Origin of the sequence: Flavobacterium chungbukense (assembly GCF_020805785.1) — a bacterium.
Taxonomy (GTDB): domain Bacteria; phylum Bacteroidota; class Bacteroidia; order Flavobacteriales; family Flavobacteriaceae; genus Flavobacterium; species Flavobacterium chungbukense.
The window spans coordinates 79,090-104,569 of record NZ_JAJGZV010000008.1; the positions used below are offsets into that span (position 1 = coordinate 79,090).

22 protein-coding genes are annotated in these 25,480 nt (G+C 32.7%); 10 read left to right on the plus strand and 12 right to left on the minus strand.

Annotated elements, in window-relative coordinates:
* Positions 1-42 precede the first annotated feature (42 nt).
* Positions 43-345, plus strand: coding sequence for a GNAT family N-acetyltransferase (locus LL966_RS19100; protein ID WP_229355432.1), 303 nt, complete (start codon positions 43-45; stop codon positions 343-345).
* Here LL966_RS19100 and LL966_RS19105 read toward each other — a convergent pair.
* From LL966_RS19105 to LL966_RS19115, 3 genes are all read right to left on the minus strand, one after another.
* Entirely contained in the window at positions 342-1,772 is a 1,431-nt protein-coding gene (locus tag LL966_RS19105; RefSeq protein ID WP_229355433.1) for an anion permease, read from the minus strand. The genes LL966_RS19100 and LL966_RS19105 overlap by 4 nt on opposite strands.
* Before the next feature lie 23 nt (positions 1,773-1,795).
* Positions 1,796-2,944, minus strand: coding sequence for a porin (locus tag LL966_RS19110; protein ID WP_229355434.1), 1,149 nt, complete (start codon positions 2,942-2,944; stop codon positions 1,796-1,798).
* 237 nt (positions 2,945-3,181) lie between these two features.
* Positions 3,182-4,816 carry an ABC-F family ATP-binding cassette domain-containing protein gene (locus tag LL966_RS19115; RefSeq protein ID WP_229355436.1) on the minus strand — a complete coding sequence of 545 codons (1,635 nt, stop codon included), beginning with the start codon at positions 4,814-4,816 and terminating at the stop codon, positions 3,182-3,184.
* Positions 4,817-5,047: 231 nt separating this feature from the next.
* Here LL966_RS19115 and LL966_RS19120 point away from each other — a divergent pair, with 231 nt between their 5' ends.
* Positions 5,048-5,491, plus strand: a complete 444-nt coding sequence (locus LL966_RS19120) for a PepSY-like domain-containing protein (protein WP_229355438.1) — start codon at positions 5,048-5,050, stop codon at positions 5,489-5,491.
* 291 nt (positions 5,492-5,782) lie between these two features.
* Here LL966_RS19120 and LL966_RS19125 read toward each other — a convergent pair whose 3' ends face one another.
* Positions 5,783-6,958, minus strand: a complete 1,176-nt coding sequence (locus tag LL966_RS19125) for a GlmU family protein (RefSeq protein ID WP_229355439.1) — start codon at positions 6,956-6,958, stop codon at positions 5,783-5,785.
* Positions 6,959-7,117: 159 nt separating this feature from the next.
* On the minus strand, positions 7,118-7,372 hold the full coding sequence (locus tag LL966_RS19130) for a type B 50S ribosomal protein L31 (protein ID WP_111363726.1): 255 nt from the start codon (positions 7,370-7,372) through the stop codon (positions 7,118-7,120).
* Positions 7,373-7,618: 246 nt separating this feature from the next.
* Between LL966_RS19130 and LL966_RS19135 the strand changes: the two genes are divergently transcribed.
* The 5 genes from LL966_RS19135 to LL966_RS19155 all read left to right on the plus strand — a co-directional run bounded on the left by LL966_RS19135 (position 7,619) and on the right by LL966_RS19155 (position 13,840).
* A complete protein-coding gene (locus LL966_RS19135) occupies positions 7,619-8,152 on the plus strand; it encodes a DUF4199 domain-containing protein (RefSeq protein WP_229355441.1) in 534 nt (177 codons plus the stop codon).
* 26 nt (positions 8,153-8,178) lie between these two features.
* Complete coding sequence (locus LL966_RS19140) at positions 8,179-9,135, plus strand: glycosyltransferase family 2 protein (RefSeq protein WP_229355442.1); 957 nt, start codon at positions 8,179-8,181, stop codon at positions 9,133-9,135.
* Positions 9,136-9,221: 86 nt separating this feature from the next.
* Positions 9,222-10,949: a phospho-sugar mutase gene (locus LL966_RS19145; protein ID WP_229355444.1), complete on the plus strand. Its 1,728-nt coding sequence runs from the start codon at positions 9,222-9,224 to the stop codon at positions 10,947-10,949.
* A gap of 234 nt (positions 10,950-11,183) precedes the next feature.
* Positions 11,184-13,013 (plus strand): ABC transporter ATP-binding protein, encoded by a 1,830-nt coding sequence (locus LL966_RS19150; protein ID WP_229355446.1) that lies wholly within the window; start codon positions 11,184-11,186, stop codon positions 13,011-13,013.
* A gap of 125 nt (positions 13,014-13,138) precedes the next feature.
* A complete protein-coding gene (locus LL966_RS19155; RefSeq protein ID WP_229355448.1) occupies positions 13,139-13,840 on the plus strand; it encodes a DUF2971 domain-containing protein in 702 nt (233 codons plus the stop codon).
* 185 nt (positions 13,841-14,025) lie between these two features.
* Here the strand turns inward: LL966_RS19155 and LL966_RS19160 are convergent, their stop codons facing one another.
* The 4 genes from LL966_RS19160 to LL966_RS19175 are packed head-to-tail and all read right to left on the minus strand — an operon-like array spanning position 14,026 to position 19,579.
* The gene (locus LL966_RS19160) at positions 14,026-14,745 is read right to left on the minus strand and encodes a CREC-EF hand family protein (RefSeq protein ID WP_229355450.1); all 720 of its coding nucleotides are present in this window, start codon (positions 14,743-14,745) and stop codon (positions 14,026-14,028) included.
* A 30-nt stretch (positions 14,746-14,775) separates the two neighbouring features.
* The gene (locus LL966_RS19165; protein ID WP_229355452.1) at positions 14,776-15,426 is read right to left on the minus strand and encodes a hypothetical protein; all 651 of its coding nucleotides are present in this window, start codon (positions 15,424-15,426) and stop codon (positions 14,776-14,778) included.
* Positions 15,423-17,888, minus strand: coding sequence for a TonB-dependent receptor (locus LL966_RS19170; RefSeq protein WP_229355453.1), 2,466 nt, complete (start codon positions 17,886-17,888; stop codon positions 15,423-15,425). The genes LL966_RS19165 and LL966_RS19170 overlap by 4 nt, the downstream gene beginning before the upstream one ends.
* Before the next feature lie 11 nt (positions 17,889-17,899).
* The gene (locus LL966_RS19175; protein WP_229355454.1) at positions 17,900-19,579 is read right to left on the minus strand and encodes a M23 family metallopeptidase; all 1,680 of its coding nucleotides are present in this window, start codon (positions 19,577-19,579) and stop codon (positions 17,900-17,902) included.
* A gap of 180 nt (positions 19,580-19,759) precedes the next feature.
* On the opposite strand from LL966_RS19175, the gene LL966_RS19180 reads away from it, so the two are divergent.
* From LL966_RS19180 to rny, 3 genes are all read left to right on the plus strand, one after another.
* Positions 19,760-20,050: a hypothetical protein gene (locus tag LL966_RS19180; RefSeq protein ID WP_229355455.1), complete on the plus strand. Its 291-nt coding sequence runs from the start codon at positions 19,760-19,762 to the stop codon at positions 20,048-20,050.
* 4 nt (positions 20,051-20,054) lie between these two features.
* Positions 20,055-20,348, plus strand: coding sequence for a cell division protein ZapA (locus LL966_RS19185; protein ID WP_057117751.1), 294 nt, complete (start codon positions 20,055-20,057; stop codon positions 20,346-20,348).
* Between the two features lie 209 nt (positions 20,349-20,557).
* The gene (gene rny, locus LL966_RS19190; protein ID WP_091497308.1) at positions 20,558-22,117 is read left to right on the plus strand and encodes a ribonuclease Y; all 1,560 of its coding nucleotides are present in this window, start codon (positions 20,558-20,560) and stop codon (positions 22,115-22,117) included.
* Positions 22,118-22,185: 68 nt separating this feature from the next.
* Here rny and LL966_RS19195 read toward each other — a convergent pair whose 3' ends face one another.
* The 3 genes from LL966_RS19195 to LL966_RS19205 all read right to left on the minus strand — a co-directional run bounded on the left by LL966_RS19195 (position 22,186) and on the right by LL966_RS19205 (position 25,436).
* Positions 22,186-23,634 carry a PAS domain-containing sensor histidine kinase gene (locus LL966_RS19195; protein ID WP_229355456.1) on the minus strand — a complete coding sequence of 483 codons (1,449 nt, stop codon included), beginning with the start codon at positions 23,632-23,634 and terminating at the stop codon, positions 22,186-22,188.
* 222 nt (positions 23,635-23,856) lie between these two features.
* Entirely contained in the window at positions 23,857-24,753 is an 897-nt protein-coding gene (gene xerD / locus LL966_RS19200; protein ID WP_229355457.1) for a site-specific tyrosine recombinase XerD, read from the minus strand.
* Between the two features lie 101 nt (positions 24,754-24,854).
* Positions 24,855-25,436, minus strand: a complete 582-nt coding sequence (locus LL966_RS19205) for a porin family protein (RefSeq protein WP_229355458.1) — start codon at positions 25,434-25,436, stop codon at positions 24,855-24,857.
* Positions 25,437-25,480 lie beyond the last annotated feature (44 nt).

Consider the following 25,480-nt stretch of genomic DNA (forward strand, 5'->3'; position numbering starts at 1 on the left):
TTCCCAAATTCACTATTCACCCAATGTTCTAACAAATAAATTATGGAAGCTTCTGCAATTATGGAAATAAAAGACAATACTTTTGCACGCCAATTTGAAACTGTGATTCCTGAAGGAATGCTAGCAGTTGAATATTCATTTCAAGAAAAGAAAATCTTTTTGACAAAAATCAATAAACCAGAATCATACGAAAACGAAGAAACGATAAACACTTTACTTAAAAATATTTTAGATTTAAGCGCTGAGAAAAACTACAGAGTTGTTCCGATACACCCAAAAATTGTTTCGTTTTTCAAAAAAAATCCAAGATATAAAGAACTTCTTCCTCCAGGAATCAGAATCTAAAAATCTCCTATAATGCGGAGCCACAATCCGCCGATTACCATATAAATAAGAAGCATGGTCAAACCTGTCACAAGTCCTTTGACCCACCAGCTCTTTAAATCAACGTAGCCGCTCCCAAAAAACACAGGTGCCGGACCATGACCATAATGCGTTAAAGTTCCGTATAGCGAACCAATAAAACCAAGCATAAAAGCCAGTAGCAGACCGGGAATTCCTAGTGAAACTCCAACCCCAAGCAAAGCTGCATACATAGCTGCCACATGCGCGGTCGCACTTGCAAAAAGGTAATGGCTAAAGAAATAAACCAGAATAATTATGGGAAAAGCCATCTGCCAGCTTAATCCACCGATTTGTGCTTTTACAAGATCGCTAAACCAAGCAATAAAACCTAATTCATTGAGTGAACTTGCCATCATTACTAAAACCGAAAACCATACAATAGTATCCCAAGCACCTTTTTCGGCTTTCACGTCATCCCAAGTTAAAACTGAAGTTAAAAGTAAAATTACCAATCCGATAAATGCTGTAGTTGTAGCATCGATAGAAAACAAATCTCCCGTCATCCAAAGAAAAAGCAAAATGAAAAACGTCAAAAGCATCATCCATTCGTTTCTGGTTATAGCACCCATTTCTTTTAATTTCTGACTAGCAATCTGTGGAGCATCGCCTGTTTTTTTCAATTCTGGCGGATAGATTTTATACAACACAAACGGAATTACAAAAAAAGCACATAATCCTGGAACAATCGCTGCAGCTGCCCAAGACATCCAAGTAATTTTTATTCCCAAATTCAATGCAAACTTTTGACACATCGGATTACTTGCTGTTCCTGTTAAAAACATAGAAGATGCAATTAAATTCATATTGTAACAATTCAAAGTCAAATAAGAACCCAACTTTCTGTGTGTATCAGGCTGATCTGGCATTGAGCCAAAACTCATCGACATTGATTTCATAATCGGATAGATAATTCCTCCTCCTCTAGCCGTATTACTTGGAACTGCCGGGGCCAGAACCAAATCCGCCAACCCTAACCCGTATGCTAGTCCTAACGAACTTTTACCGAATATTCTAATAAATAAAAATGCGATTCTATTTCCTAAACCCGTTTTTATAAAACCTCTTGCAATAAAGAATGAAATTCCGATAAGCCAGATTACTTTATCTCCAAATCCTTTTAATGCCAATGTAATTGATTTTCCAGGATCTCCTGGTGCCAAAACTTGTGTAAAAGCTGTTAAAGCGATAGCGATCATACACATGGTTCCCATTGGTGCCGCTTTTAAAATAATCCCTAAAATCGTTGCCACAAAAATGGCAAACAAATGCCAAGCTTCAGCAACAACGCCATTTGGAGCTGGAATAAACCAAATTGCAATTCCGACAGCAAGCGTAATCAAGGTTTGAGGAATCTGTACTTCTTTCATAATAAAAGGGTTTTTATATTAAACTAAAGTCGAAGCTGCAACTGAATTAAAAACAATTCATCATTATAGGTAGATGTATCGGGAATGTTTCTGTCAAATCGGTCAATCTCAAATCCCATCTCAATTCGGCCTGTATAAGCTTTTCCAAATTCTAAACTTATCATGGGCGTATAAGTCTGTCTCACATTTGAATTTACTTTATAACTCGGATCAAAAGTTTCGTATCGGCAAGACAATTCAAATGCTGTTAGCTTTTTATAGTTTACCACATATCTTAAATTAGGCAGAAAATAAACGCCTCGCATTTGATAATTAGAAACATCTCCGACCCTATTTTCTGCTGGTAAAGAAAAATATAAGTTATGATTTGTTCCCTGTTTGTATTCTATTTGAAGATCAAAAGTAACTCGATCTGTTAATTTAAAATCACTAGTAATATCGGCTCCAATGGCAAAAACATCTTCTTTAAAGACTTTTCCGAAACCACCATTTAAACCTAGATTTATCTTATGTTCTTTAGACAGTTCAAAAACCCATCTTGTAGAATACTGTTTTCCATTGTCTTTATCCATTTCTACATTCTTTCCGTTTCCATTTAAAACAGAAACCGCATAATTGACAGGAATTTTTCCAATATCAAAAGATCCTGTTGCTGAAGCCCCGATTTGAAAACTCGTCCAGCCATTTTTTCCAAACTCATAATATTGATTAGAGAAATCGAAAGATTTAATAATATCAACCGGCACAAGCTCCTCAAGACCAAATGCAGGTCGAAATTGTCCTCCTGTTAAAGCAATGTATTTACTAAAAGTATATTTCCCGTACGCATTTTCAAGAACTTTGCCTTTGGTATCGGATTTAAAATCGGCTAAGTTGACCAAGATTACAACTTCTGTAGCTTCGCTTAATTTGGTATTTAAACCGACCCGCATTCTTTTTATGTCAAAAGATTGTTGCGTGACATCTCCTGTAGAATGATGAACTCCTAAAACATCGACATTATCACCAAAGCTTTCCAAATATCTAGCCTGTAAAAGACCTTTTAGCTGGTATTGTGGATATTTTACTTCTGGCTCATTTTTTTCACCATCATTTACATCACCTTGAGCATGTAAATAATTTGAAGAAATAAAAAAGAAGATAACTATAGGAAATAGTAGAATTTTACTCATAGACTTCAAATAGATAAAATATTAGTTTTTATTTAACTGAATTCAAAAATCAGCACGATCCTTTTTGGAAAAATCAAAAAGTTAACTATTATAGTCAATACGAATTGGGATTACTAAAGTAGCAAAAAAACTTTTGTTGTAAAAAAAATTGCATTAAAATAATGTTATAGAAATTACCAAAACAAAAAAAGGCATAAGAATTAACTTATGCCTTTTTAAAACTTTATATATCTTAACTTATTTTTCGATTTCTCTCATAGAATCCATTTTTTTATGTGCAAGGAATCCAGCAACATCTTCAAAATGTTCTTTAACTCTTTTGTTTCCAAATTCAAAAACTTTAGTTGCAAGTCCGTCAAGGAAATCACGGTCGTGAGAAACCAGAATTAAAGTTCCGTCAAAATCACGAAGCGCATCTTTAATAATATCCTTAGTTTTCATATCCAAGTGATTCGAAGGCTCATCGAGAATTAACAAGTTAACTGGCTCCAACAGCAGTTTAATCATTGCCAAACGAGTTTTTTCTCCTCCAGAAAGCACTTTTACTTTTTTAGTGATATCATCTCCTTGGAACATGAAAGCTCCTAAAATATTTTTGATTTGTGTTCTAATATCTCCAACAGCAATATTGTCAATAGTTTCAAAAATAGTAGCATTTTCATCTAATAAAGCCGCCTGATTTTGAGCAAAATATCCAATTTGAGAATTATGTCCAATTTCAACACTTCCTTCATCAATGCCAATTTCTTTCATAATAGCTTTGATCATCGTAGACTTTCCTTCCCCATTTTTCCCAACAAATGCCACTTTTTGTCCTCTTTCGATTACGATGTTTGCATCTTTAAAAACAACGTGATCACCGTAAGATTTAGATAGATCTTTTACCACAACAGGATATTGTCCTGAGCGAGCTGCCGGCGGAAACTTTAATTTTAATGCCGATGTATCTACTTCATCAACCTGAACAATAACAAGTTTTTCTAACATTTTTACACGAGATTGCACAGCATCTGTTTTAGAAAATGTTCCTTTGAAACGATCAATAAAAGCTCTGTTATCTGCAATCATTTTTTGTTGTTCGTCATACGCTTTTTGCTGGTGAATACGACGATCTTTTCTCAATTCTAAATAATGCGTGTATTTTGCTTTGTAATCGTAGATTCTTCCCATTGTAACTTCAATAGTACGATTGGTAATATTATCTACAAACGCTCTATCGTGCGAGATTACCACAACCGCTTTGGCTTGATTCAACAAGAAATCTTCTAACCATTGAATACTTTCGATATCCATGTGGTTTGTTGGCTCATCCAGCAAAATCAAATCTGGTTTTCTTAATAGAATTTTAGCTAATTCGATACGCATTCTCCATCCTCCAGAAAATTCAGAAGTCTGACGTGTAAAATCTTCACGCTCAAAACCTAAACCAACTAATATTTTTTCAACTTCAGCTTCGTAATTTACTTCCTCAATAGCATAAAATTTCTCGCTTAAGTCAGAAACTCTTTCAATCAATTTCATGTATTCATCACTTTCATAATCAGTACGAACCGTCAATTGTTCATTGATTTCGTCTATTTCAGATTTCATTTTAAAAATCTCACTAAAAGCTTTAGACGCTTCTTCCATAACAGTTGCGCCATCTTCGGTCAGCAAATGCTGTGGCAAGTAAGCAATTACAGCTTCTTTTGGAGCAGAAACATTTCCAGTTGAAGGTTTGTTTACACCCGCAATTATTTTTAAAAGTGTCGATTTTCCCGCACCATTCTTACCCATAAGGGCAATTTTATCATTTTCGTTGATAGCAAAAGAAACATCGCTAAAAAGTGTAGTTCCACCAAACTGAACCGAAATATCGTTAACTGTAATCATTTGTTTTTGTGAATTTTGTTTAATCGGTTAATCGTTTATCTGACTACCCATTTTTTTCGTGCTGCAAAGATAGATTTAATTAGATAATGTGCCAATTTGAAAATTAGATAATTTTGAGAATCTGTTAATTAGACAATTATCTTAACCTATAGTTAAATGAAACACGAACGTTTAATCCTAATTTTAAATTTTTAGTGCTATCTTGTATATTAATTTTAAAATCAGCAAAATATGAGATCGAAATTAAAACTGACCGTTTGCTTACTTGCAGGATTAGCCTTTGGACTTTCTGCAAATGCTCAAAAAACTGTAATAAAAAAAGAAGCTTTACCTGCAAATGCACAAACTTTTTTGAAAACCCATTTTGGATCGAAAAAACCAAGTTATATATTGCAAGACAAAGAAATCCTTTCTACAGAATACAAAGTGAAATTTGATAACGAAATCGAAATTGAATTTGATAAGAAAGGAAACTGGAAAGAAGTGGACGGCAAAAATGCTAAAATTCCAAAATCTATTGTTCCTAAAAAAATAGCTTCTTATATAAAAACAAATTTTCCAAAAGAAAAAGTAACCAAAATAGAAATTGAAAGTTCAGGTTATGAGACAAAACTTAGTAACGGTTTAGAATTGAAATTCAACTTAAAAGAAGATTTTATAAAGATTGACAAATAAGTAAAATTAGAAAATGTGTCAATTTGAGAATTAAATAATTTTGAGAATGTGACCATTAGATAATTTCTAAATCTTTAAAAAAATCAATCTATTGCTAAACTGGACTGAAGTCCAGCTCTACAATACAATAAGTTCCTTCGGAACAAACAAAAGAGCCTTCGGCTCAGGCTATTTTGTAGAGCTGGACTTCGGTCCAGTTTAAAGATAAGTATAAAAAACAAAACCCTACAGGTTTTAAAAACCTGTAGGGTTACAAAAATTATCTAATTTTCAAATTGACTAATTATCTAATTAATCTTTTCTCCACTTTTTAGTTTCTTCAAAAATGTGTTCTAAGATTGCTTGTTCGGTTTCGTCAAAATCAATATTTCTTCTTGATAAAACTAAACGCGCTGTTTCAAAAGCTTTTTTAGTTACATAGGTTGTAAATCCTGCAGCGCCGCCCCAAGAAAAACTAGGGACAAAATTTCTTGGAAATCCAGAACCGAAAATATTGGCACTAACTCCGACAACAGTTCCAGTATTAAACATCGTGTTGATTCCGCATTTACTGTGATCTCCCATCATTAAGCCGCAAAACTGAAGTCCTGTTTTTGCAAAACCTTCTGTTTCATAACTCCATAATTTTACTTCTTCGTAATTGTTTTTTAGGTTCGAATTATTAGAATCGGCTCCAATATTGCACCATTCTCCTAAAACAGAATCTCCTAAAAATCCTTCATGTCCTTTATTCGAATTAGCAAAAAGCACTGAGTTTTTAACCTCACCACCTATTCGAGATCCAGGCCCAACAGTTGTTGCACCATAAACTTTAGCAGACATTTTTACCATAGCATTTTCGCATAAAGCAAAAGGTCCACGAATTACAGTTCCCTCCATTATCTCGGTATTCTTACCTATATATATAGGACCGTTTGAGGCATTTAAAGTTACAAACTCTAATTTTGCACCTTCTTCGATAAATATATTTTCAGGAGCAATTACATTAACGCTTTTTGGAATTGGCTGTGATTTTCTGTCTTCAGTTAAATAAGCAAAATCCTGACGGATTGCTGCATCGTTTTTAGAAAAAATATCCCACGTATGTTCAATCGTTATACAATCTTCATTGTAAGGGATAATCTCATAAGAATCAAAATCGACTTCTTCTTGGTTTTCGCTCGTAAAAAATGCTATTACATCTTCCCCTTTAAAGATCGCCTGATTTTCGGTCAAATTGGAAACCATCTCTACAAGAGTATCATTTGGCAAATACGCTGCATTGATCATTACATTTTCTTCCATTTCAACCATTGGAAATTTCTCCGATAAATATTCTTCGGTTATAGTGGTAATTGTAGAACCTAGACGTTTTTCCCATTTTTGACGAATGGTCATTATTCCGACCAAAATATCAGCCACAGGCCTTGTAAAGGTAAAGGGTAATAAAGCATTCCGAACGGGGCCGTCGAAAAGAATGTAGTTCATAAATAATTGAGTGTTTGTTAAAATATTGATTTGGTTACCTGGCTCAAAGTTACAAATATTTATCTGGTTCGGAAAAAGCCATTTTAATGATAAGCATAATTTAACGCATAAAAAAAGCCTTCCAAATCTGGAAGGCTTTTGTATATTTTTAAACAGCTATTATTTTTTAGCGTGTTTAGCATATTTAGTTTTGAATTTATCAATACGTCCTGCAGTATCGATAAGTTTAGATTTACCAGTATAAAAAGGGTGAGATGTTCTAGAAATCTCCATTTTTACAACTGGATACTCAACTCCGTCAACTTCAATTGTTTCTCTTGTATCTGCAGTAGATTTAGTGATAAAAACTTCGTCATTTGACATGTCTTTAAATGCAACTAATCTGTAATTTTCTGGGTGAATTCCTTTTTTCATCTTTATCTTTTATTTATTGTTTGGAGCATCTTTATTTTGAAGCTTTTTCATGGCTAGAAAAAGGTGTAAACAAATGATACTCTTTTTGTTTAAAAACTTTTAATTATTTTTGAGTGTGCAAATTTACAATTCTTTTTTAATAAACAAACAGTTAGCCTGCTTTTTTTTAGTTTATTTCGAAAAGCTTTTTTTATATCCGATTATACAGGGAATTACTATATTTGTGAACTAATTAAATATAACTTTATGGATGTAAAAATATCTCCTGCTAAGTCAGGAACCCCTTACGGTGTTTTATTCGGTGTTATAATGATTCTAGAATTTGTCGTTATGTATGTAATTGGCATGAAATCTCTAGTTAATTCAAGCTTTGGAATAATTGTCAATCTGGCTAATTATTTGGTTTTACCAGTATTGTTTATTTTCTTAGGATGTAATCAATACAAAAAAAAGATTAACAATGGCTTTATTTCTCTTTCAGAATGCCTAAAAACGGGAGTTTCCATAACTGTTTTAGCAGCTTTGATTTATGCTGCATTCAACGTTATTTTTAATTTGATATTTCCTGATTTTGTCAACGAAATGCTTGATATAACAAAAAGCGAAATGATTGCAAAAAACCCACAGATGACTGCAAAGGAATTAGAAATGGGACTTGGCATGGTTAAGAAATTCATGAATCCTTTTATTGTATTTCCAGTAACTCTTGTGATGTATGCATTAATCGGATTAATATATTCCTTAATAATAGGAGCAATCGTTAAAAACGAGAAACCGTAATAAAAAAAGTCTACAATAAAATATAAATGAATTTATCTATACTAATACCGCTTCTAAACGAGGAGGAATCACTTAAAGAACTCTACACTTGGATTATTAAAGTGATGCAATCGCACAATTACTCTTATGAAATCATTTTTGTAGATGATGGTAGTACAGATAATTCTTGGCAGATTATTGAAGGTTTTTCTAATGAAAATCCGAATGTAAAAGGCATTCGTTTTATGAAAAACTTCGGAAAATCTCAAGCCCTTCATGCTGGTTTTGCAAAAGCAAAAGGCGATGTTATTATCACAATGGATGCCGATTTACAGGACAGTCCTGATGAAATTCCAGAATTATACGAAATGATTACAGCTCAGAAATACGATTTGGTTTCTGGCTGGAAAAAGAAACGTTATGATTCTGTTGTAGCCAAAAATCTTCCTTCTAAATTATTTAACTGGGCAGCTAGAAAAACTTCTGGTGTTGAATTAAATGATTTCAATTGCGGATTAAAAGCTTACAAAAATGTTGTGGTTAAAAACATTGAAGTATCTGGTGAAATGCACCGTTATATCCCGGTCTTAGCTAAAAATGCCGGATTCGGAAAAATTGGCGAAAAAGTGGTTATTCACCAAGCTAGAAAATATGGCGAAACTAAATTCGGAATGGAACGTTTTATAAACGGATTTCTGGATTTAATAACTATCTGGTTTTTATCTAGATTCGGAAAAAGACCTATGCACTTGTTTGGCGCAATGGGTTCTATCATGTTTATCATCGGATTTTTATCTGCCGGTTACATTGGAGTTTCAAAACTATACCATATGTATAACGGAATGAAATATAGTCTGGTTACAAACAATCCTTGGTTTTATATCGCTTTAACCACTATGATTTTAGGAACTCAGCTTTTCTTAGCTGGTTTTTTAGGCGAAATCATTTTAAGAACTAAGAATAACGAAGAAAGATATAAAGTAGCACGTGAAGTGAATTTTTGATACAAATCAGGAAAAAAAAATCTTTTTGAATCAAATTAACTTTTGAAGAAAAACTATCTTTATTTAAAATATAAAAGAAAATTTACATGAACATTGCACCTAATATTTTAAACGCAGTAAATGAATGGCTGACTCCTACGTTTGACCAAGAAACGCAGGCAGCAGTAAAAGAATTAATGACGACTTCCCCAAAAGAACTTGAAGAAAGTTTTTACAAAAACCTAGAGTTTGGAACTGGCGGTATGCGCGGCGTAATGGGCGTAGGAAACAACAGAATCAACAAATACACACTTGGAAAAAACACTCAGGGATTATCTGACTATCTTCATCAAGTTTTTCCAAATGAGCCTTTAAAAGTAGTTATCGCTTATGATTGCCGTCATAATAGTAACACTTTAGCAAAAGTAGTTGCAGATGTTTTCTCTGCAAACGGAATCCAGGTTTATTTGTTTTCTGATTTAAGACCAACTCCAGAATTATCTTTTGCTTTAAAGCATTTAAAATGCCAATGCGGAATTGTTTTAACAGCATCTCATAATCCGCCAGAATATAACGGTTACAAAGTATATTGGCAAGACGGAGGCCAGATTGTTCCTCCTCAAGATAAAGAAATTGTCAATGTAATTGAAAGTTTAAGCTACGACAAAATCAAATTCAATGCAAATGAAAGTTTAATTCAATATATTGATACTGAAATTGACAAAGAATTTGTAAAATCATCTATAGAAAACGCAAGTTTCAACACTCCTACTGAGGCAAAAGACGATCTTCATATTGTCTTTACTTCATTGCACGGAACTTCTATAAAATCAATTCCGGATGTTTTATCGCAAGCTGGCTACAAAAACGTTCATATTGTTCCGGAACAAGCTGTCCCAGACGGAAATTTCCCAACGGTAAAATCTCCAAATCCAGAAGAACCAGAAGCTTTAACTATGGCTTTGGCTTTGGCTGATAAAACAGATTCTGATATTGTAGTAGGAACAGATCCTGATTGCGACCGTTTAGGAGTTGCCGTTCGTAATAACGATGGCAAAATGATTTTACTTAACGGAAACCAAACTATGGTTTTAATGACTTCTTTCTTATTGAAACAATGGAAAAAAGCGGGTAAAATTAACGGAAAACAATTTGTAGGCTCAACAATCGTTTCAACTCCAATGATGATGGAACTGGCTTCAAGCTACGGTGTTGAATGCAAAGTTGGATTAACAGGATTTAAATGGATTGCTAAAATGATCGTAGATTTTCCTGAACTTGAATTTATCGGAGGTGGTGAAGAAAGTTTCGGATTTATGGTTGGTGATGCCGTGAGAGATAAAGATGCAGTTGCTGCTACTTTATTAATTTGTGAAGTTGCCGCACAAGCTAAAGCTGCTGGAAGCTCTGTTTATAAAGAACTTTTACAACTTTATGTTGAAAATGGTTTCTACAAAGAATTCTTAGTTTCTTTAACTAAAAAAGGAATGGAAGGTTTAGAAGAAATTAATCAGATGATGATTAACTTACGCGAAAATCCTTTGAAAGAAATTAACGGGCAAAGAGTTATTATGGTTGAAGATTATCAATCATCAAAAGCTTTAAACTTGTTGACAAATGAAGAAACTTCAATGGATATGCCAAAATCTAACGTATTGATTTATTACACAGAAGATGGTTCTAAAATTTGTGCAAGACCAAGCGGAACTGAACCAAAAATCAAATTTTATATCAGTGTGAATGCTGCCATAGAATCTGTTTTAGAGTTTGACGAAGCAGAAAAATTCTTAGACGACAAAATCAAAAATATCATTGCAGATATGCAATTGAATTAAAACTTCAATATATTTTCGATTGCACACAGTTTGTGCACAATTGAAAATTAGATTATAACAAACTCTGATTTACATTCTTGAAATGCAAGTCAGAGTTTTTTTTATAAAAAAAAGCAAAAAGAAATTGAAAACTCCTCAATTGGATTAATTTTGTGCATTGAAAATTGCTTTATCAAATAGTTAAATATTAGAAAAGCTATCCAAACAAAAAGAAAACAACATCAAAAAAAATAAATGAGTAATTTCAAAAAAATAGTTCCTTTTATATATCCCTATAAAAGGTATGCCTATCTAAACATATTTTTTAATGTTTTATACGCACTTTTCAGTACACTTTCTTTTATGTCATTAATTCCTATGATTCAGGTTTTATTTGACCAAACCAAAAGAAATACAGTAAAGCCAGTTTACGAAGGACTATTACACATTAAAACTTATGCCGAGAATTATTTAAGTTATTATGTAACACACACTACAGATCAATACGGCGTAGGACGAACGTTATCTATAATGGTTGCCGGAATTATCACTATCTTTTTATTGAAAAATCTAGTAGATTATCTTGCTATGTTTTTTATCAATTTCTTACGTAATGGAGTTTTAAGAGATATGCGTAATGCGATGTATAAAAAAACATTAGAACTGCCATTATCATTTTATTCTGAGAAAAGAAAAGGAGACGTAATCTCTAGAATTTCTGCAGATGTTAACGAATTACAAACTTCTTTTCTCGCCATTTTGGAACTTATAGTAAAAGAACCATTAACGATTGTTTTTACTATTGCAGCGATGCTTTTTATTAGTCCTAAACTAACTTTGTTTGTATTTATTTTTATTCCAGTTTCAGGCTATATAATTTCTTTGATTGGAAAACAGCTTAAAAAACAATCTTCTAAAGCACAACAAGAACAAGGACATTTTTTATCTACTATTGAAGAAACTATTGGAGGATTAAAAGTGGTTAAAGGTTATAATTCTGAAAACTATTTTAACACTGTTTTTCAAAATTCAACAGAGCGTTTTTTCAAATTATCAAACAGCATTGGTAATCGCCAAAATTTAGCATCTCCTGCAAGTGAATTTATGGGAATCACCGTAATTGCAATTTTACTTTGGTACGGCGGTCAAATGGTTTTAATTGACAAAACTCTTGACGGCGCTTCTTTTATTGCATATATGGGACTAGCTTATAACATTCTTACACCTGCAAAAGCGATTTCTAAAGCTTCTTATGGAGTAAAAAGAGGAAATGCCGCTGCAGATCGTGTTCTTGAAATTTTAGAACAAGAAAACACAATTGTCTCTAATGAAAATGCAATTGAAAAAACTTCTTTTGAAAGCGAAATAAACATTCAAAATATCAACTTTAAATACGAAGAAACCAACGTTCTAAAAGACTTTTCTCTTCAAATTAAAAAGGGACAAACTGTTGCTTTGGTTGGACAATCTGGAAGTGGAAAAAGTACTATTGCTAATTTATTAACTCGTTTTTACGATGTAAATGAAGGAAGCATCTTTATTGATGGAATTGACATCAAAGACATGACATTAGACTCACTTAGAGATTTGATGGCATTAGTTACACAGGACATTATTTTATTTAATGACACCATTAAAGCAAATATTGCATTAGGAAAACTTGACGCAACTGATGACGAAATCATTGAAGCATTAAAGATCGCTAATGCCTACGAGTTTGTAAAAGATTTACCAAAAGGAATTTACACCAATATTGGAGACAGCGGAAGCAAAATTTCGGGCGGACAAAAGCAACGTTTATCAATTGCTCGTGCGGTTTTGAAAAACCCTCCGATTATGATTTTAGATGAAGCTACATCTGCTCTGGATACAGAAAGCGAAAAATTTGTTCAGATTGCTCTAGAAAACATGATGCAGAACAGAACTTCAATTGTTATTGCGCACCGTCTTTCTACCATTCAAAAAGCAGATTTGATTGTGGTCATGCAAAAAGGGAAAATTGTGGAACAAGGAACTCACGAAGAATTAATTGCTAAAAACGGAACTTATAATAAATTGGTTACCATGCAGTCTTTAGAATCGTAAAAAATCAATTGAAATTTTACTCTACACAGATTAAGGAAATATTAAAACTCAGTTTAATTTCTTTAATCTGTGTTTATTTTTATAACTTTAGGTGAGTTAAAGGATAATCATTTAATTCTCTCCAAATGTATCTTAACAACCCTAACATTACATTACCTGCAGATCCTAACACCATAGTTTGGAAATACCTTGACTTATCTAAATTTCTTGATTTATTACTTTCCAAGAAATTATTCATGTCGCGCTCTGACAAGTTTGAAGATCAATACGAAGGTACATTTAGCGAACCTACTTACGAAGAAATCAAAAAACTCGCGATTGACAATCCAGACTTTTTAAAACACTATAAAACACAACGCGAACAGGTAGCCATTAGCAGCTGGCATATTAATGAATACGAATCGTTTGCCATGTGGCAGATTTTTACTCAAAATAGCGAAGGTCTTGCCATTCAATCTACTATCGGAAGATTACAGAAAGCTTTAAAACCTGAAAATAATTTTGATCAGTATATTGGCGAAGTAAATTACATTGATTACAGAAAAGAATACATTCCGTTTGATGATTTTTTCTTTCCTTTTTTATTCAAAAGGAAGAGTTTTCAATACGAGCGAGAAGTGCGCATTCTTACTGACACTTCTAAAAGCGACATCCGATTAAATGACGGATTAAAGATTAACGTTGATATCAATCAATTAATTGAAAAAATATACATTCATCCCAAATCTGAAAACTGGTACAAAAAACTCGTTATTGAATTGGTAGAACGCTTAGATTTTGGTTTCGAAATCGAAAAATCAGATTTAGAAAGTGACATATTGATTTGAAGGCGCTAAGAGGCTAAGGTTCTGAGGTTCTAAGGTTTTTAGCCACAGATTAAAAGAATTAAAAAGATTTTTAAAAATATAATATAATGGTAAAGCCTGCTAAAAATTATATTTTAGCAGGCTTTTAATTTTATATTCAAAGATTGAAAAACCTTAGCACCTCAGAACCTTATATCTTAGAACCTTTAAATAGGTTTATAAGCTTTAACCTCCCATTTTTTAGAAGCTAAGTCAATATAATTGTAGTGAAGCACGTCGTTTTTATCAAATTGACCGTTTTGATTGGTGTCTTCAATAGTTCTAAAATACAAACGATTTTTAGATTCAACTAAGCTCCAATCTACCAATTCTTCTAAATCGGCAGAAACTTTGGTGAAGTTTTCTCCGCTAATATCACTCAAATACAAAGTTTTAATATCACTGGTATCTATTTTGCCGTCTTTATTAGTATCAGAATCGGTTAAAGTATACACCATAACTTTATTCTGAGTTTTGTCTGCTACAGGTTTTAAATAAGTTGCCGTTAAAATCAAAATTGGCTTATCAGACAAAGCATGAATCGAATCTGAATCTATTGCTTGAAACTTTAAATTCTGTAAATAACCTGTTATCTCATATTCTCCTAAATTAGAAATCGTAAAACTTACATCGTTTACACTAGAAGATCCGTAACGCGCTTTAGAACCTCTTTCGTACACTCTCAAATCTCCAACTGGATGAATTAAGTAATTCGTTCCTTCCATTTGAATTGGCAAATCTGCGATTTCAATTTGCGATGAATCTGCTTTCGTAATACTTACTTTATTCGAAACATCATAACTTACTTTTGGCTTTTTAACATCTTCTCGGCAACTAATTACAGTTCCGACAATGATTAAGGCGATATATTTAAAATATTTTTTCATCTACAAGATTATATACGATTATCAAATATACTATTTTTGATTGTATTTTTTGTTTTTATTGAATTTTACTAAAGTCAAGACGCTAATTAAAACAATGCCAAAATAGCCTAAAAAAATAAGCCATTGCTGTTTTAAAAATTTCGTTTGAAAAATACGCAGTTCTTTTTGCTTGTTTTCTTCTTCTGTTAAACGCGAATTTCTTAATGAATATTCTGCTGTTCCACAAAAAAATGGACGTTTTACACCTTGTTTTGGTTTTGCACTTGCAATTACATAAATATTATCTTCAAATAAAGCCCAAGTTGGAACTTTCTCTTCATTCATAATATTCAATATATCAACAAAAGTATCATAATCTGTTTTTGGACCTAAATAAACTTTAGCTCCATTAATGGTATCAAAACTTTTAACCAAACTACGAGCAAAAAGTCGCAATTCTCCTAGCTTTTGCTCTTCTTTTGATTTCTTATTATTAAAATAAAATGACTTATATTTTCTGATTTCTCCAATTTTATACTTTTCAAAATCTTCTTTATTTGAAAGCGACAAATCTACAGAACCATAAACTTTAAAAGCATCTACTTTATAAAAATGATAAATGCATAGTAAAGGAATTAAAACCAAAGAAATCATTCCTGGAACGTAAAAAATCTTTTTCCTTTTTTCACGTTTTTCGATCATAACCTCGCATTAATCTTAACGTTAAAAACTCTTGAAGTCATATAATTCGGAATCGCGTATTGATTTTTAGAATACACATCGCGAACCCAAGTATTTGTAATCGCGTTTTGATTATTAAAAAGATTAAAAATCTCCAAACCAACTGCCAATTCTTTAAAGTTTTTCAGCCAACCTGTTTTTGTATTCTGCGTACTGCTGTCAACAAAAACCTTTGCAAAACCTATATCTGCTCTTCTATAATCATTTAATCTGTTCTGGTATAAGTACGGATCTGAATAAGCAGGCGCACCTCCAGGCAATCCGGTATTATAAACTAAATTTAAATATACTTTTACACTCGGAATATTTGGCATATAATCCTGAAACAACATTGCAAATTTTAAACGTTGATCTGTCGGACGAGCAATATAACCTTTGTTCTCGTAATTTTCTTCTGTTTTTAAATACCCAAAACTCACCCAAGATTCTGTTCCTGGCACAAATTCTCCATTCAATCTAAAATCAAGACCTTGTGCGTAGGCTTTCGCATTATTATTGGCAACATAACGAATACGTACATTGTCAATCGAATACACATTTACATCTGAAAGCGATTTATAATAAATTTCGGTAACCCATTTAAAAGGACGGTTCCACATTTTAAAATTATAATCATTTCCTAAAACAACATGAACTGCTTCCTGTGCTTTCACATTCGGATTAACCTCTCCTTCTAAATCACGAAGCTCCCTATAAAATGGCGGCTGATGATATAATCCTCCAGAAATTCTGAAAACCATATCACGATCCCAATCTGGTTTTATAGCAAATTGCCCTCGCGGACTTACAACAAATTGTGTTTTTCCTTCTTCTAAAGCTCCCTCAACATTCCAACCTTGAAAACGCGCTCCTAAATGATACCAAATCTGACTTGAACCAATCTCAGATTGCTTATTCCATTGCGCATAACCTGAGAAACGATTTATAGTATTGAAATTTGTTGCCCGAATATCGTTATAAGGCAAAAGCGGCCCCGTGTAAGGCGTATAAGGCTGATTGTTCTCTGGCAAAATATTTAATGGCGGATTTATAGAAAATCCCGCAGAATCAATCATTTCCCATTCTACAATTCTATCTCGAATAGATTCTCTCGTGTATTTTAAACCAAATTCTAATTGGCTTTCTTTCCATTCTTTCGTTCCTTTCAGTTCAATGTTAGCAATCAAAGCATCCAAATCATTTCGTGCATGATTTAATTGCGAACCAATTCCGCGAGTAAAATCAATTGCTGAACTGTTTGTCGGATCTTCAGCATCTACATTTCCTAAACGATATTGTGCTAAAATATCAAAATGTTCTTTTTCTGTTGTATGAAATAAAGAACCAATTAACTTTAAAGTCAGCGTTGGAGAAGCTTTAAAAGTAGTTTTTAAAGCGCCAAAATAAGTATCATACTGGTCTTTTTCCTGACCATCATAATAAACGGAAAGCGCCATTGGCTGATCAATTGTTCCAAATTTTGTCTGGCGAACCAAAGGCTGATACAAATATTTATTCTGAGAAATGTTTCCTAAAAAACTCATTTGCCATTTCGAAGAAATATCATAATTAATATTGGTTTGAATATCGGCAAAAGTTGGCGTATAATTAGTTTGCGTATCCTGACTATTAACAAGCAAACTATTGTTTCTATAACGAACTCCTGTAACGGCAGACCATTTTTTATTTTTAGAAACTAAATCGACAGAGGCACTTCCTCCCAAAAAACTAGCTTCAAACGAAGCGCCAAATTGTGTAGGTTTTCTATATGTAATATCTAAAACAGAAGATAATTTATCTCCAAATTTAGCTTGAAATCCACCTGCCGAAAAATCCACATTCTGAACCAAGTCTGTATTGGTAAAACTCAAACCTTCTTGCTGTCCTGAGCGAATTAAAAACGGACGATAAACTTCAACTTCATTTACATAAACTAAATTTTCATCAAAATTTCCGCCTCGAACCATGTATTGTGTGCTCAATTCGTTGTTTGAATTTACTCCCGGAAGTGTTTTCAAGATATTTTCAATTCCCGCATTTGCTCCTGGAATTTTTTTGATTGTCTCTGTCTCGATTGTAGCAATTCCCTGAATTCGTTTTCTATTTTTAGAAGAAACAAAAACCTCGCCCATTTGTTCTTGAGAATTATTCATAATTGGATTAAAAATAAAAACTTCATTTGTTTTTAAATTAACCGTCAAACTGATCATTTTTAAAGAAACGTGAGTAAATATCAGTGAAACTTTTTTATTTGCTGGAACGATGATTTCAAAAAAACCATTTGAATCTGATTGCACAACATTTCCCTGCACAGCAATATTTACACTTGGAACCACATGTTTATCTGCATCTAAAATCACTCCTTTTATACGAGCGTTTTGAGCCAAAGCAATACAGCTAAAAAATAAAAAAAGAAAAGCGAATATAAACCTATTGTTATTCAAAGATTTGGATTTTATTTTTGACTTCTAAAAAAATGAGTTTCAAAGATAGTAGTATTTCCTACATTATCTACTACTTCCATTTTTAAAAAGTTTTCTCCTTCAACCAAATATTGAGGATCAAAGGTATGCGTAATTCTTCTCGCTTTATTTTCATATTCAAACAAAACCCAGCTACCATTCAAATAGCCATTATACGATTTTATTCCTGACAGAGAATCACCAATTGTAAAATCAATTTTCTTTTGGTCGCTAATCCATTTTCCTTCAATTGGTTTTGCAATTTTTATAACGGGAGCAATTGTATCTAAAACCAAACCGTAAGCACCTAATATTTTGGATTTTGCAGTAAAAACATCACCTTTTCTAATCGTTCCGTTAAAGCTAGTTCCTTTTCCTATATAAAGTTTATCTCGTAAAGATTCCGAATAAATAGTATCTTTTATTGTAATTGTAAAATTAGAATGCACTGGAACAGTATCATCATGAATATAAATTTTATTATTTCTAACATCAAAATTCATATTAAAATCTTCGTAGAAAGTTCCAGCAGGAAAGAAAACCGACATATTGCCTTTTTCAAAATTGGTATCTTTATTATACCTCACAAAGTATTTAGACGTAACTGGTTCTGGCTGAACAAGCGCTGTAGCACTGTCATATTCAATTGGAACTGTAATTGAATTTAAATTTCCGAAGTAATCAGAAACTTCAATTTTATAATTAGAAGTTAAATTGGGCTCTGCTTTCACAATTCCACGCAAAGAATCTGTTTTTATAATGCTTAAAGCGAAAGGCGTTTTCATAAAAAGTTTCTGCACACGCTGGCTCGTTTTTTTATATCTCGAATAATCTATAAAAGCATTGATATACCGCATTTCATCAAAAGAATACGTATTGAATTGGTAATTATAATTTTGATTTCCGTTTAAAAAAGTAGTAACATTAAAAACGCCGTTTTTATTAAAAGAAACATTATCGGTATCGGTCGCATTAATTCCAAAACCCATTTTTCCGTTAGTTTTAACTTTGCTCGCCAGATAAGTTCCATCTTTTTGAAGCGTCATATTTACTAGTAACGGCTGTTTGGACTGGTTTACAGTCGCATTATCTATAGGATAAACATACAAACTAGACAAAGTTGGTTTTTTAGTATCTTTTATATTTTGGTCAAAGCCAAAGAAAATCGGATTGATAACAAACTCCGTTTTACTATCTCGGATTTCAAAATGAAGATGAGGTCCTTCAGACGAACCTGTATTTCCAGAAAGTCCAATTATATCCCCTTTTGCAACAGGAAGTTCTCCAGGTTTTGGAAACATTTCGATTTCATAGGCTTTTTCTTTGTAATGCGTTGCTTTTACATAATCGAGAATGGCGCCAACTGGAGTTTGCAAATGCCCATAAACAGAAGTATATCCGTTTGGATGCGTAATGTAAATGCATTTTCCGTTTCCAAACGTCGAAATTTTAATTCTAGACACATAACCGTCAGCAATTGCATGTACACTTAATCCTTCTCTTTGATTGGTTTTCAAATCAAAACCTGCATGAAAATGGTTGGGTCTTAACTCTCCGAAATTACCAGAAAGTTGCATTGGAATATCAAGTGGAGGTCGGAAATAATCTTTAGGATATTGCGTTTGGGCAAATACAGAATTACAAATTAAAAGGGCAAGTAAATATAATCTCATAAACAACATTTTTGCTAAGATAAGCAAAAATAAGCCAATAAAAGCAAGTAAAAAGCTACAAAAACACAATTAATTGAATTACATCTATTTATCAATTTTAATGCAAAAAAATCGATAAAAAATTGCATTAATAAAAAGGAATATTAACTTTGTAGGATTAAGTAATGAATAGGATGTATAATGAGTGTAATTGCCGAAATAATTGATACTCTTGAATATAAAGTCGAAAAGCTTTTTGAAAAATCAAAAGGTTTGGAGAAAAACAATCAAGTATTACGATTAGAATTAGCCAAAGCTGCGCAAATTATCCAGAAACAATCTGAGGAAATAGAGGCTTTGAAAAAGCAACAGGAAACACTCAAGATAGCCAATTCTTTGCTTGGCAGCGACAATAACAAGAGAGAGACAAAGCTTAAAATAAATTCATTAATTCGCGAAATTGATTACTGTATAGCACAGTTATCAGATTAATAATATGGACGGAAAGCTTAAAATAAAAATATCAATTGCAGACCGCGTTTACCCATTAACGGTTGAACCCGCTCAAGAAGAAGGACTTAGAAGTGCTTCTAAAAAAATTGATGCCATGATAAAGCAATTCGAAGAAAATTATGCCGTTCGCGACAAACAAGATGTATTAGCCATGTGCGCATTGCAATTCGCATCGCAAGTGGAACAAAAACAAATTGATAACGCAATCGATGGAGAGGAAACCATTGAGCGAATTAAAAAATTAAACCTGCTTTTAGATCAATATCTCGAAAATTAAACGTTCTTTACAGAAACTAAGATACTGCCTACATTAGTTCACAATTGGTAAACTCAACACTAACAATTTAGAATGAGCAAATCGTCGCTACTATAGTATGCCCTCCTTTTGGCTGGGAAACTTGAACAGTGAGTTAGCTCAAAACTTGTCTTTACGAGTTTATACAAGCAATTAATGTAGGCTTTTTTTATATATAAACCCTAACAAACATGGACATCATAACGATCATCATTGGTATTGTAGGTATTGCAGCAGGATTTGCAATAGCTAAAATTATCGAGAAAAGTAATATTTCAAACCTAATCAAAAACGCTAAAAAAGAAGCAGCTTCAATCTTAAAAGACGCTAATTTAGAAGCCGAAAATATCAAAAAAGATAAAATCCTTCAAGCAAAAGAGCGTTTTATCGAATTGAAATCAGAGCACGAACAAGTTATTTTAGCAAGAGACAAAAAAGTTGCCGAAGTAGAAAAACGTGTACGAGATAAAGAATCTCAAGTTTCTAACGAACTTTCTAAAGCTAAAAAAGTTAATGACGATTTTGAAGCTAAAACTGCTGAATACAACAATAAAATTGAAGTTTTAGACAAGAAGCAAGCTGAAGTTGACAAACTTCATAAAAGTCAATTACAACAATTAGAAGTAATATCTGGTCTTTCTGCTGAAGAAGCAAAAGAGCAATTAGTTGAGGGTTTAAAAGCGGAAGCTAAAACCAAAGCCATGTCTCACATTCAAGAAACTATTGAAGAGGCAAAATTGACTGCACAGCAAGAAGCTAAAAAAATCATCATAAATACAATTCAAAGAGTTGGAACAGAAGAAGCAGTTGAAAATTGCGTATCTGTATTCAACATCGAATCTGACGATGTAAAAGGTAGAATTATTGGTCGTGAAGGTCGTAATATTAGAGCTCTTGAAGCTGCAACTGGAGTTGAAATCATTGTAGATGATACACCAGAAGCAATCATTCTTTCTTGTTTTGATCCTGTTCGTAGAGAAATTGCTCGTTTATCTTTACACAAATTAGTAACAGACGGACGTATTCACCCTGCAAGAATTGAAGAAGTTGTTGCTAAAACTGCCAAACAAATTGACGACGAAATTATCGAAGTTGGAAAACGTACCGTTATCGACTTAGGAATTCACGGTTTACACCCAGAATTAATTAAAGTGGTGGGTAGAATGAAATACCGTTCTTCTTACGGACAAAATTTATTACAGCACTCAAGAGAAGTTTCTAAGCTTTGCGGTATTATGGCTGCAGAATTAGGATTGAATGTAAAATTAGCTAAAAGAGCAGGTTTATTACACGATATCGGAAAAGTGCCAGATACAGAAAGTGATTTACCACACGCACTTTTAGGTATGCAATGGGCCGAAAAATATGGCGAAAAAGAAGAAGTTTGCAATGCTATTGGAGCACACCACGACGAGATCGAAATGAAATCATTACTTTCTCCGATTATCCAAGTTTGTGATGCAATTTCTGGAGCTAGACCTGGAGCTAGACGTCAGGTTTTAGATTCTTATATCCAGCGTTTAAAAGATCTTGAAGATGTTGCTTACGGATTTAGCGGTGTAAAAAATGCTTATGCAATTCAAGCCGGTAGAGAACTTCGTGTAATTGTAGAAAGTGAAAAAGTTTCTGATGACAATGCAGCAAACTTATCTTTTGAGATTTCGCAAAAAATTCAAACAGAAATGACTTACCCTGGTCAAGTGAAAGTAACAGTTATTAGAGAAACTAGAGCTGTTAATATTGCTAAATAATCAGGATATATATAAAAAGAAAAGGCTGTCAATTGACAGCCTTTTCTTTTTATATGCTATTTTAAGTTTTACATATCATTAAAAACGATTTTAAAGCTCGTCCCTACTCCTACTTCGCTTTCTACCAAAACAGTTCCCTTCATCGCTTCAATTTGATTTCTGGTAATATAAAGCCCAATTCCGCGAGCTTCTTCATGTTTATGAAACGTTTTATACATTCCGAATAACAACTCACCATACGTCTTTAAATCAATCCCTAAGCCATTGTCAGTAATCTTAAGTGACTTAAATCCTTCTGGCTCGATGGCAAAATCGAAGATAATGATCGGATCTCTATCTGGATGCGCATATTTTATTGCATTTGTTGTAAAGTTCAACAAAACACTTTCCATATAAGCCGGATTAAAATTAACCGTCAAATACTTTGGCACATTGTTCACAATAGTCACTTTGCGTTGTTTATCATATCCTTTAATCGTCGAAATGGTTTTTTCTATATACTCGCAAAGCATCAACGGAACAACAGCAATATTAATATTACTCTGCGTTTTTACAATCTGCGTAAGATTTGAAATGGTTTCATTCAAATCATTAGAAACAGTTCTTAAATGCTCCAACATTTCTGCAACGGTCTGCTTGTCTACATCGGCATCAATAAAATCCAAAATTGATTTTATATTACCTGCCTGAGTATTTAAATTATGCGAAACGATATGCGAGAAATTCAACAAACGACTATTTTGATCGCTGTATAATTTCATTGTTTTTATAAGCTCTAATTCTTTTTCTTTTTGAGCAGAAACATCTGTATGCGTACCAATTACTCTTAAAGGTTTTCCGTTTTCATCACGTTTAATAACTTTTCCACGATCTAAAATCCATTTGTAATTGCCGCTAGAGGTCATTACACGATGGTAATTTTCGTAATACGGAATCTTATTATCAAAATGCTCTTGAATATCAGAATAATATTTTGGCAAATCATCAGGATGCACAATTTTATCCCAACGCTCTGGATCGTCAAAAACATCGGTTGATTCTAATTCTAAAATTTTAAGAGACAAAGAGGAATAAAAAACACTGTTTGTAACCATATCCCAATCCCAAACGCCAGCTGTAGAGGCATCAAGCGCAAATTGAAAGCGTTCTTCCGATATACGCAGCTTCTCTTCCTTGTCTTTTAATTCTGTAATATCCGAAACATGACCATAAAAAATCACATTTCCATCAAACGCCGACTCCGTTTTTGATGAAATTTTAAACCAACGAACTCCTTTCTTAGGAAGAACTGCTCTAAACTCAACATCCCAAGGTTTGATATTCTTCCTTGCAGCTACTAATGATTGGAAAAACAAATCACGATCCTGTGGTAAAATTCGATCGTAAATCACAAATTTTATGTCATTAGTAAAGTCTTTTGCGGTAAGTTCAAATATTTCATCGGCCGATTTACTCACAAGGGGAAATGAATAATTATTATCAGCATCAATAACAAATTGAAAAAGTAAGTCAGGCATTTCGGCCAACAATTTTTTATAAAAATTATTTACCTCCAAGCAGTCGTCATTCCCATATAAATCAAAAACCATATAATACTTTTTTATGTAAATAAAACATTTAGAATTTTTCTTTTAAAACAAAGAGAAAAATCACAACTTTTTATTCTTTTGTTTTTATTACAACAAAATTTTAACACAATATATAAATTTTTGCAATATTACATATAAAATTGCTAAAAATTATTTTCTGGGATGAAAAGAATGCATAACTTCTTTTAAAAAACTTCTGTCTAAATGAACATAAATCTCTGTAGTTGTGATTGATTCATGTCCGAGCATTAGCTGAATAGATCGTAAATCTGCTCCGTTTTCTAATAAATGTGTAGCAAAAGAATGGCGTAAAGTATGGGGACTGATGCTTTTTTTTAATCCAATTTCCTGTGCAAGGTTCTTAATTATAGTAAATATCATGGCGCGCGTTAGCTGACTGCCTCTTCTATTCAAAAATAAAGTATCTTCTGCACCTTTTTTAATATTTAAATGAGTACGAATTTTTGTTCTATATAAGTCAATATATTTCTGGGTAAGCGGACCAATGGGCACAAATCGTTCTTTATTTCCTTTTCCAGTAATTTTGATAAAACCTTCATCAAAAAACAAATCTGAGATTTTGAGTGTAATTAGTTCAGAAACACGAAGACCACAGCCATATAAAGTTTCTAACATCGCACGGTTGCGCTCTCCTTCATTAGTACTTAAATCAATATTCTCTATGAGTGCGTCAATTTCGTCAAGAGATAAAGTATCCGGCAGCTTTCGTCCTGTTTTTGGAGCTTCTATCAACTCTAACGGATTATCATTTCTATAATCTTCGAAAATCAGATAATTAAAAAAACTTTTAAGTCCAGAAATAATTCTCGCCTGCGATCTTGGGTTTACCTCTTTAGCGATAGCATAAATAAATTGCTGTAAAGTTTCATCTGAAATTTTTATTGGAGAAACATCAATTTGATTGCTTTCTAAAAAAAGACACAAACGTTCGATATCGAAGCCGTAGTTTTCAATCGTATTTTTAGACAAACCTCTTTCTATCCTTAAATACGATTGATAATCTTTTATATATCGAGTCCAATTCATATTTACAAAGTAAGGGATTTTTTGGAATAAAGTGTCTTACGTAACGTGATAAAAAAACCTTTCTCTTTGAGAAAGGTTTTTAAAAATAGTAATTATTGAATTTACAATTTATATCCAATAGCCAAAGAAAACATACTGCTTTTAATTTTATAATTAACATCTTCAACATGAAAATCTAAGGCATTTGACAAACCTAAGTTATAACGAAGATCTACCGAACAATCCTCCAGAAAATTAAAGCCGATACCAAAATTTAAACCAAAATCGATAGTTTTAACATGATCCGTAATATTTACACCATTTTCCTCAGCTTTCATTAAAAAACCAACTTGCGGACCTGCCTGAAGAGTTAATCCCTGAGTGACAAAATATTTAGCCAAAATAGGCAAATTTAAATAGCTCAATTTAACCTCATTATCGTACGATATACCATCGCTTACAAATTTATTTTTAACTCCGTGAGTTGAGTATAGCAGTTCAGGTTGAATACCAAAATTTTCATCTGTTTTTATTTCCGAAAAAATACCCACCTGATATCCCATTAAAGTTTCATTTTCATGGAAATCACTAGAACTATTTGGAAAATTAACACCTGCTTTAATTCCAAATCTACTTCCAGTTCCTTGAGCATTTGCAAAACCAACTGTCATGATTGCAATGGCAAATAAAATAATTCTTTTCATTTCTTGTATAAAATCAAATTTGTTGGGCAAATATAAAAACATAC

Bases quoted from the DNA above. Each gene is read 5' to 3' on its own strand.
- LL966_RS19130 (WP_111363726.1), bottom strand. From the start codon at position 7,372: ATGAAAAAAGGAATTCACCCAGAAAATTACAGATTAGTTGCATTTAAA.
- LL966_RS19100 (WP_229355432.1), top strand. From the start codon at position 43: ATGGAAGCTTCTGCAATTATGGAAATAAAAGACAATACTTTTGCACGC.
- LL966_RS19155 (WP_229355448.1), top strand. From the start codon at position 13,139: ATGTATCTTAACAACCCTAACATTACATTACCTGCAGATCCTAACACC.
- rny (WP_091497308.1), top strand. From the start codon at position 20,558: ATGGACATCATAACGATCATCATTGGTATTGTAGGTATTGCAGCAGGA.
- LL966_RS19165 (WP_229355452.1), bottom strand. From the start codon at position 15,426: ATGATCGAAAAACGTGAAAAAAGGAAAAAGATTTTTTACGTTCCAGGA.
- LL966_RS19185 (WP_057117751.1), top strand. From the start codon at position 20,055: ATGGACGGAAAGCTTAAAATAAAAATATCAATTGCAGACCGCGTTTAC.
- LL966_RS19115 (WP_229355436.1), bottom strand. From the start codon at position 4,816: ATGATTACAGTTAACGATATTTCGGTTCAGTTTGGTGGAACTACACTT.
- LL966_RS19145 (WP_229355444.1), top strand. From the start codon at position 9,222: ATGAACATTGCACCTAATATTTTAAACGCAGTAAATGAATGGCTGACT.
- LL966_RS19205 (WP_229355458.1), bottom strand. From the start codon at position 25,436: ATGAAAAGAATTATTTTATTTGCCATTGCAATCATGACAGTTGGTTTT.
- LL966_RS19120 (WP_229355438.1), top strand. From the start codon at position 5,048: ATGAGATCGAAATTAAAACTGACCGTTTGCTTACTTGCAGGATTAGCC.
- LL966_RS19160 (WP_229355450.1), bottom strand. From the start codon at position 14,745: ATGAAAAAATATTTTAAATATATCGCCTTAATCATTGTCGGAACTGTA.
- LL966_RS19140 (WP_229355442.1), top strand. From the start codon at position 8,179: ATGAATTTATCTATACTAATACCGCTTCTAAACGAGGAGGAATCACTT.
- LL966_RS19110 (WP_229355434.1), bottom strand. From the start codon at position 2,944: ATGAGTAAAATTCTACTATTTCCTATAGTTATCTTCTTTTTTATTTCT.
- LL966_RS19175 (WP_229355454.1), bottom strand. From the start codon at position 19,579: ATGAGATTATATTTACTTGCCCTTTTAATTTGTAATTCTGTATTTGCC.
- LL966_RS19195 (WP_229355456.1), bottom strand. From the start codon at position 23,634: ATGCCTGACTTACTTTTTCAATTTGTTATTGATGCTGATAATAATTAT.
- LL966_RS19180 (WP_229355455.1), top strand. From the start codon at position 19,760: ATGAGTGTAATTGCCGAAATAATTGATACTCTTGAATATAAAGTCGAA.
- LL966_RS19105 (WP_229355433.1), bottom strand. From the start codon at position 1,772: ATGAAAGAAGTACAGATTCCTCAAACCTTGATTACGCTTGCTGTCGGA.
- LL966_RS19150 (WP_229355446.1), top strand. From the start codon at position 11,184: ATGAGTAATTTCAAAAAAATAGTTCCTTTTATATATCCCTATAAAAGG.
- LL966_RS19125 (WP_229355439.1), bottom strand. From the start codon at position 6,958: ATGAACTACATTCTTTTCGACGGCCCCGTTCGGAATGCTTTATTACCC.
- xerD (WP_229355457.1), bottom strand. From the start codon at position 24,753: ATGAATTGGACTCGATATATAAAAGATTATCAATCGTATTTAAGGATA.
- LL966_RS19135 (WP_229355441.1), top strand. From the start codon at position 7,619: ATGGATGTAAAAATATCTCCTGCTAAGTCAGGAACCCCTTACGGTGTT.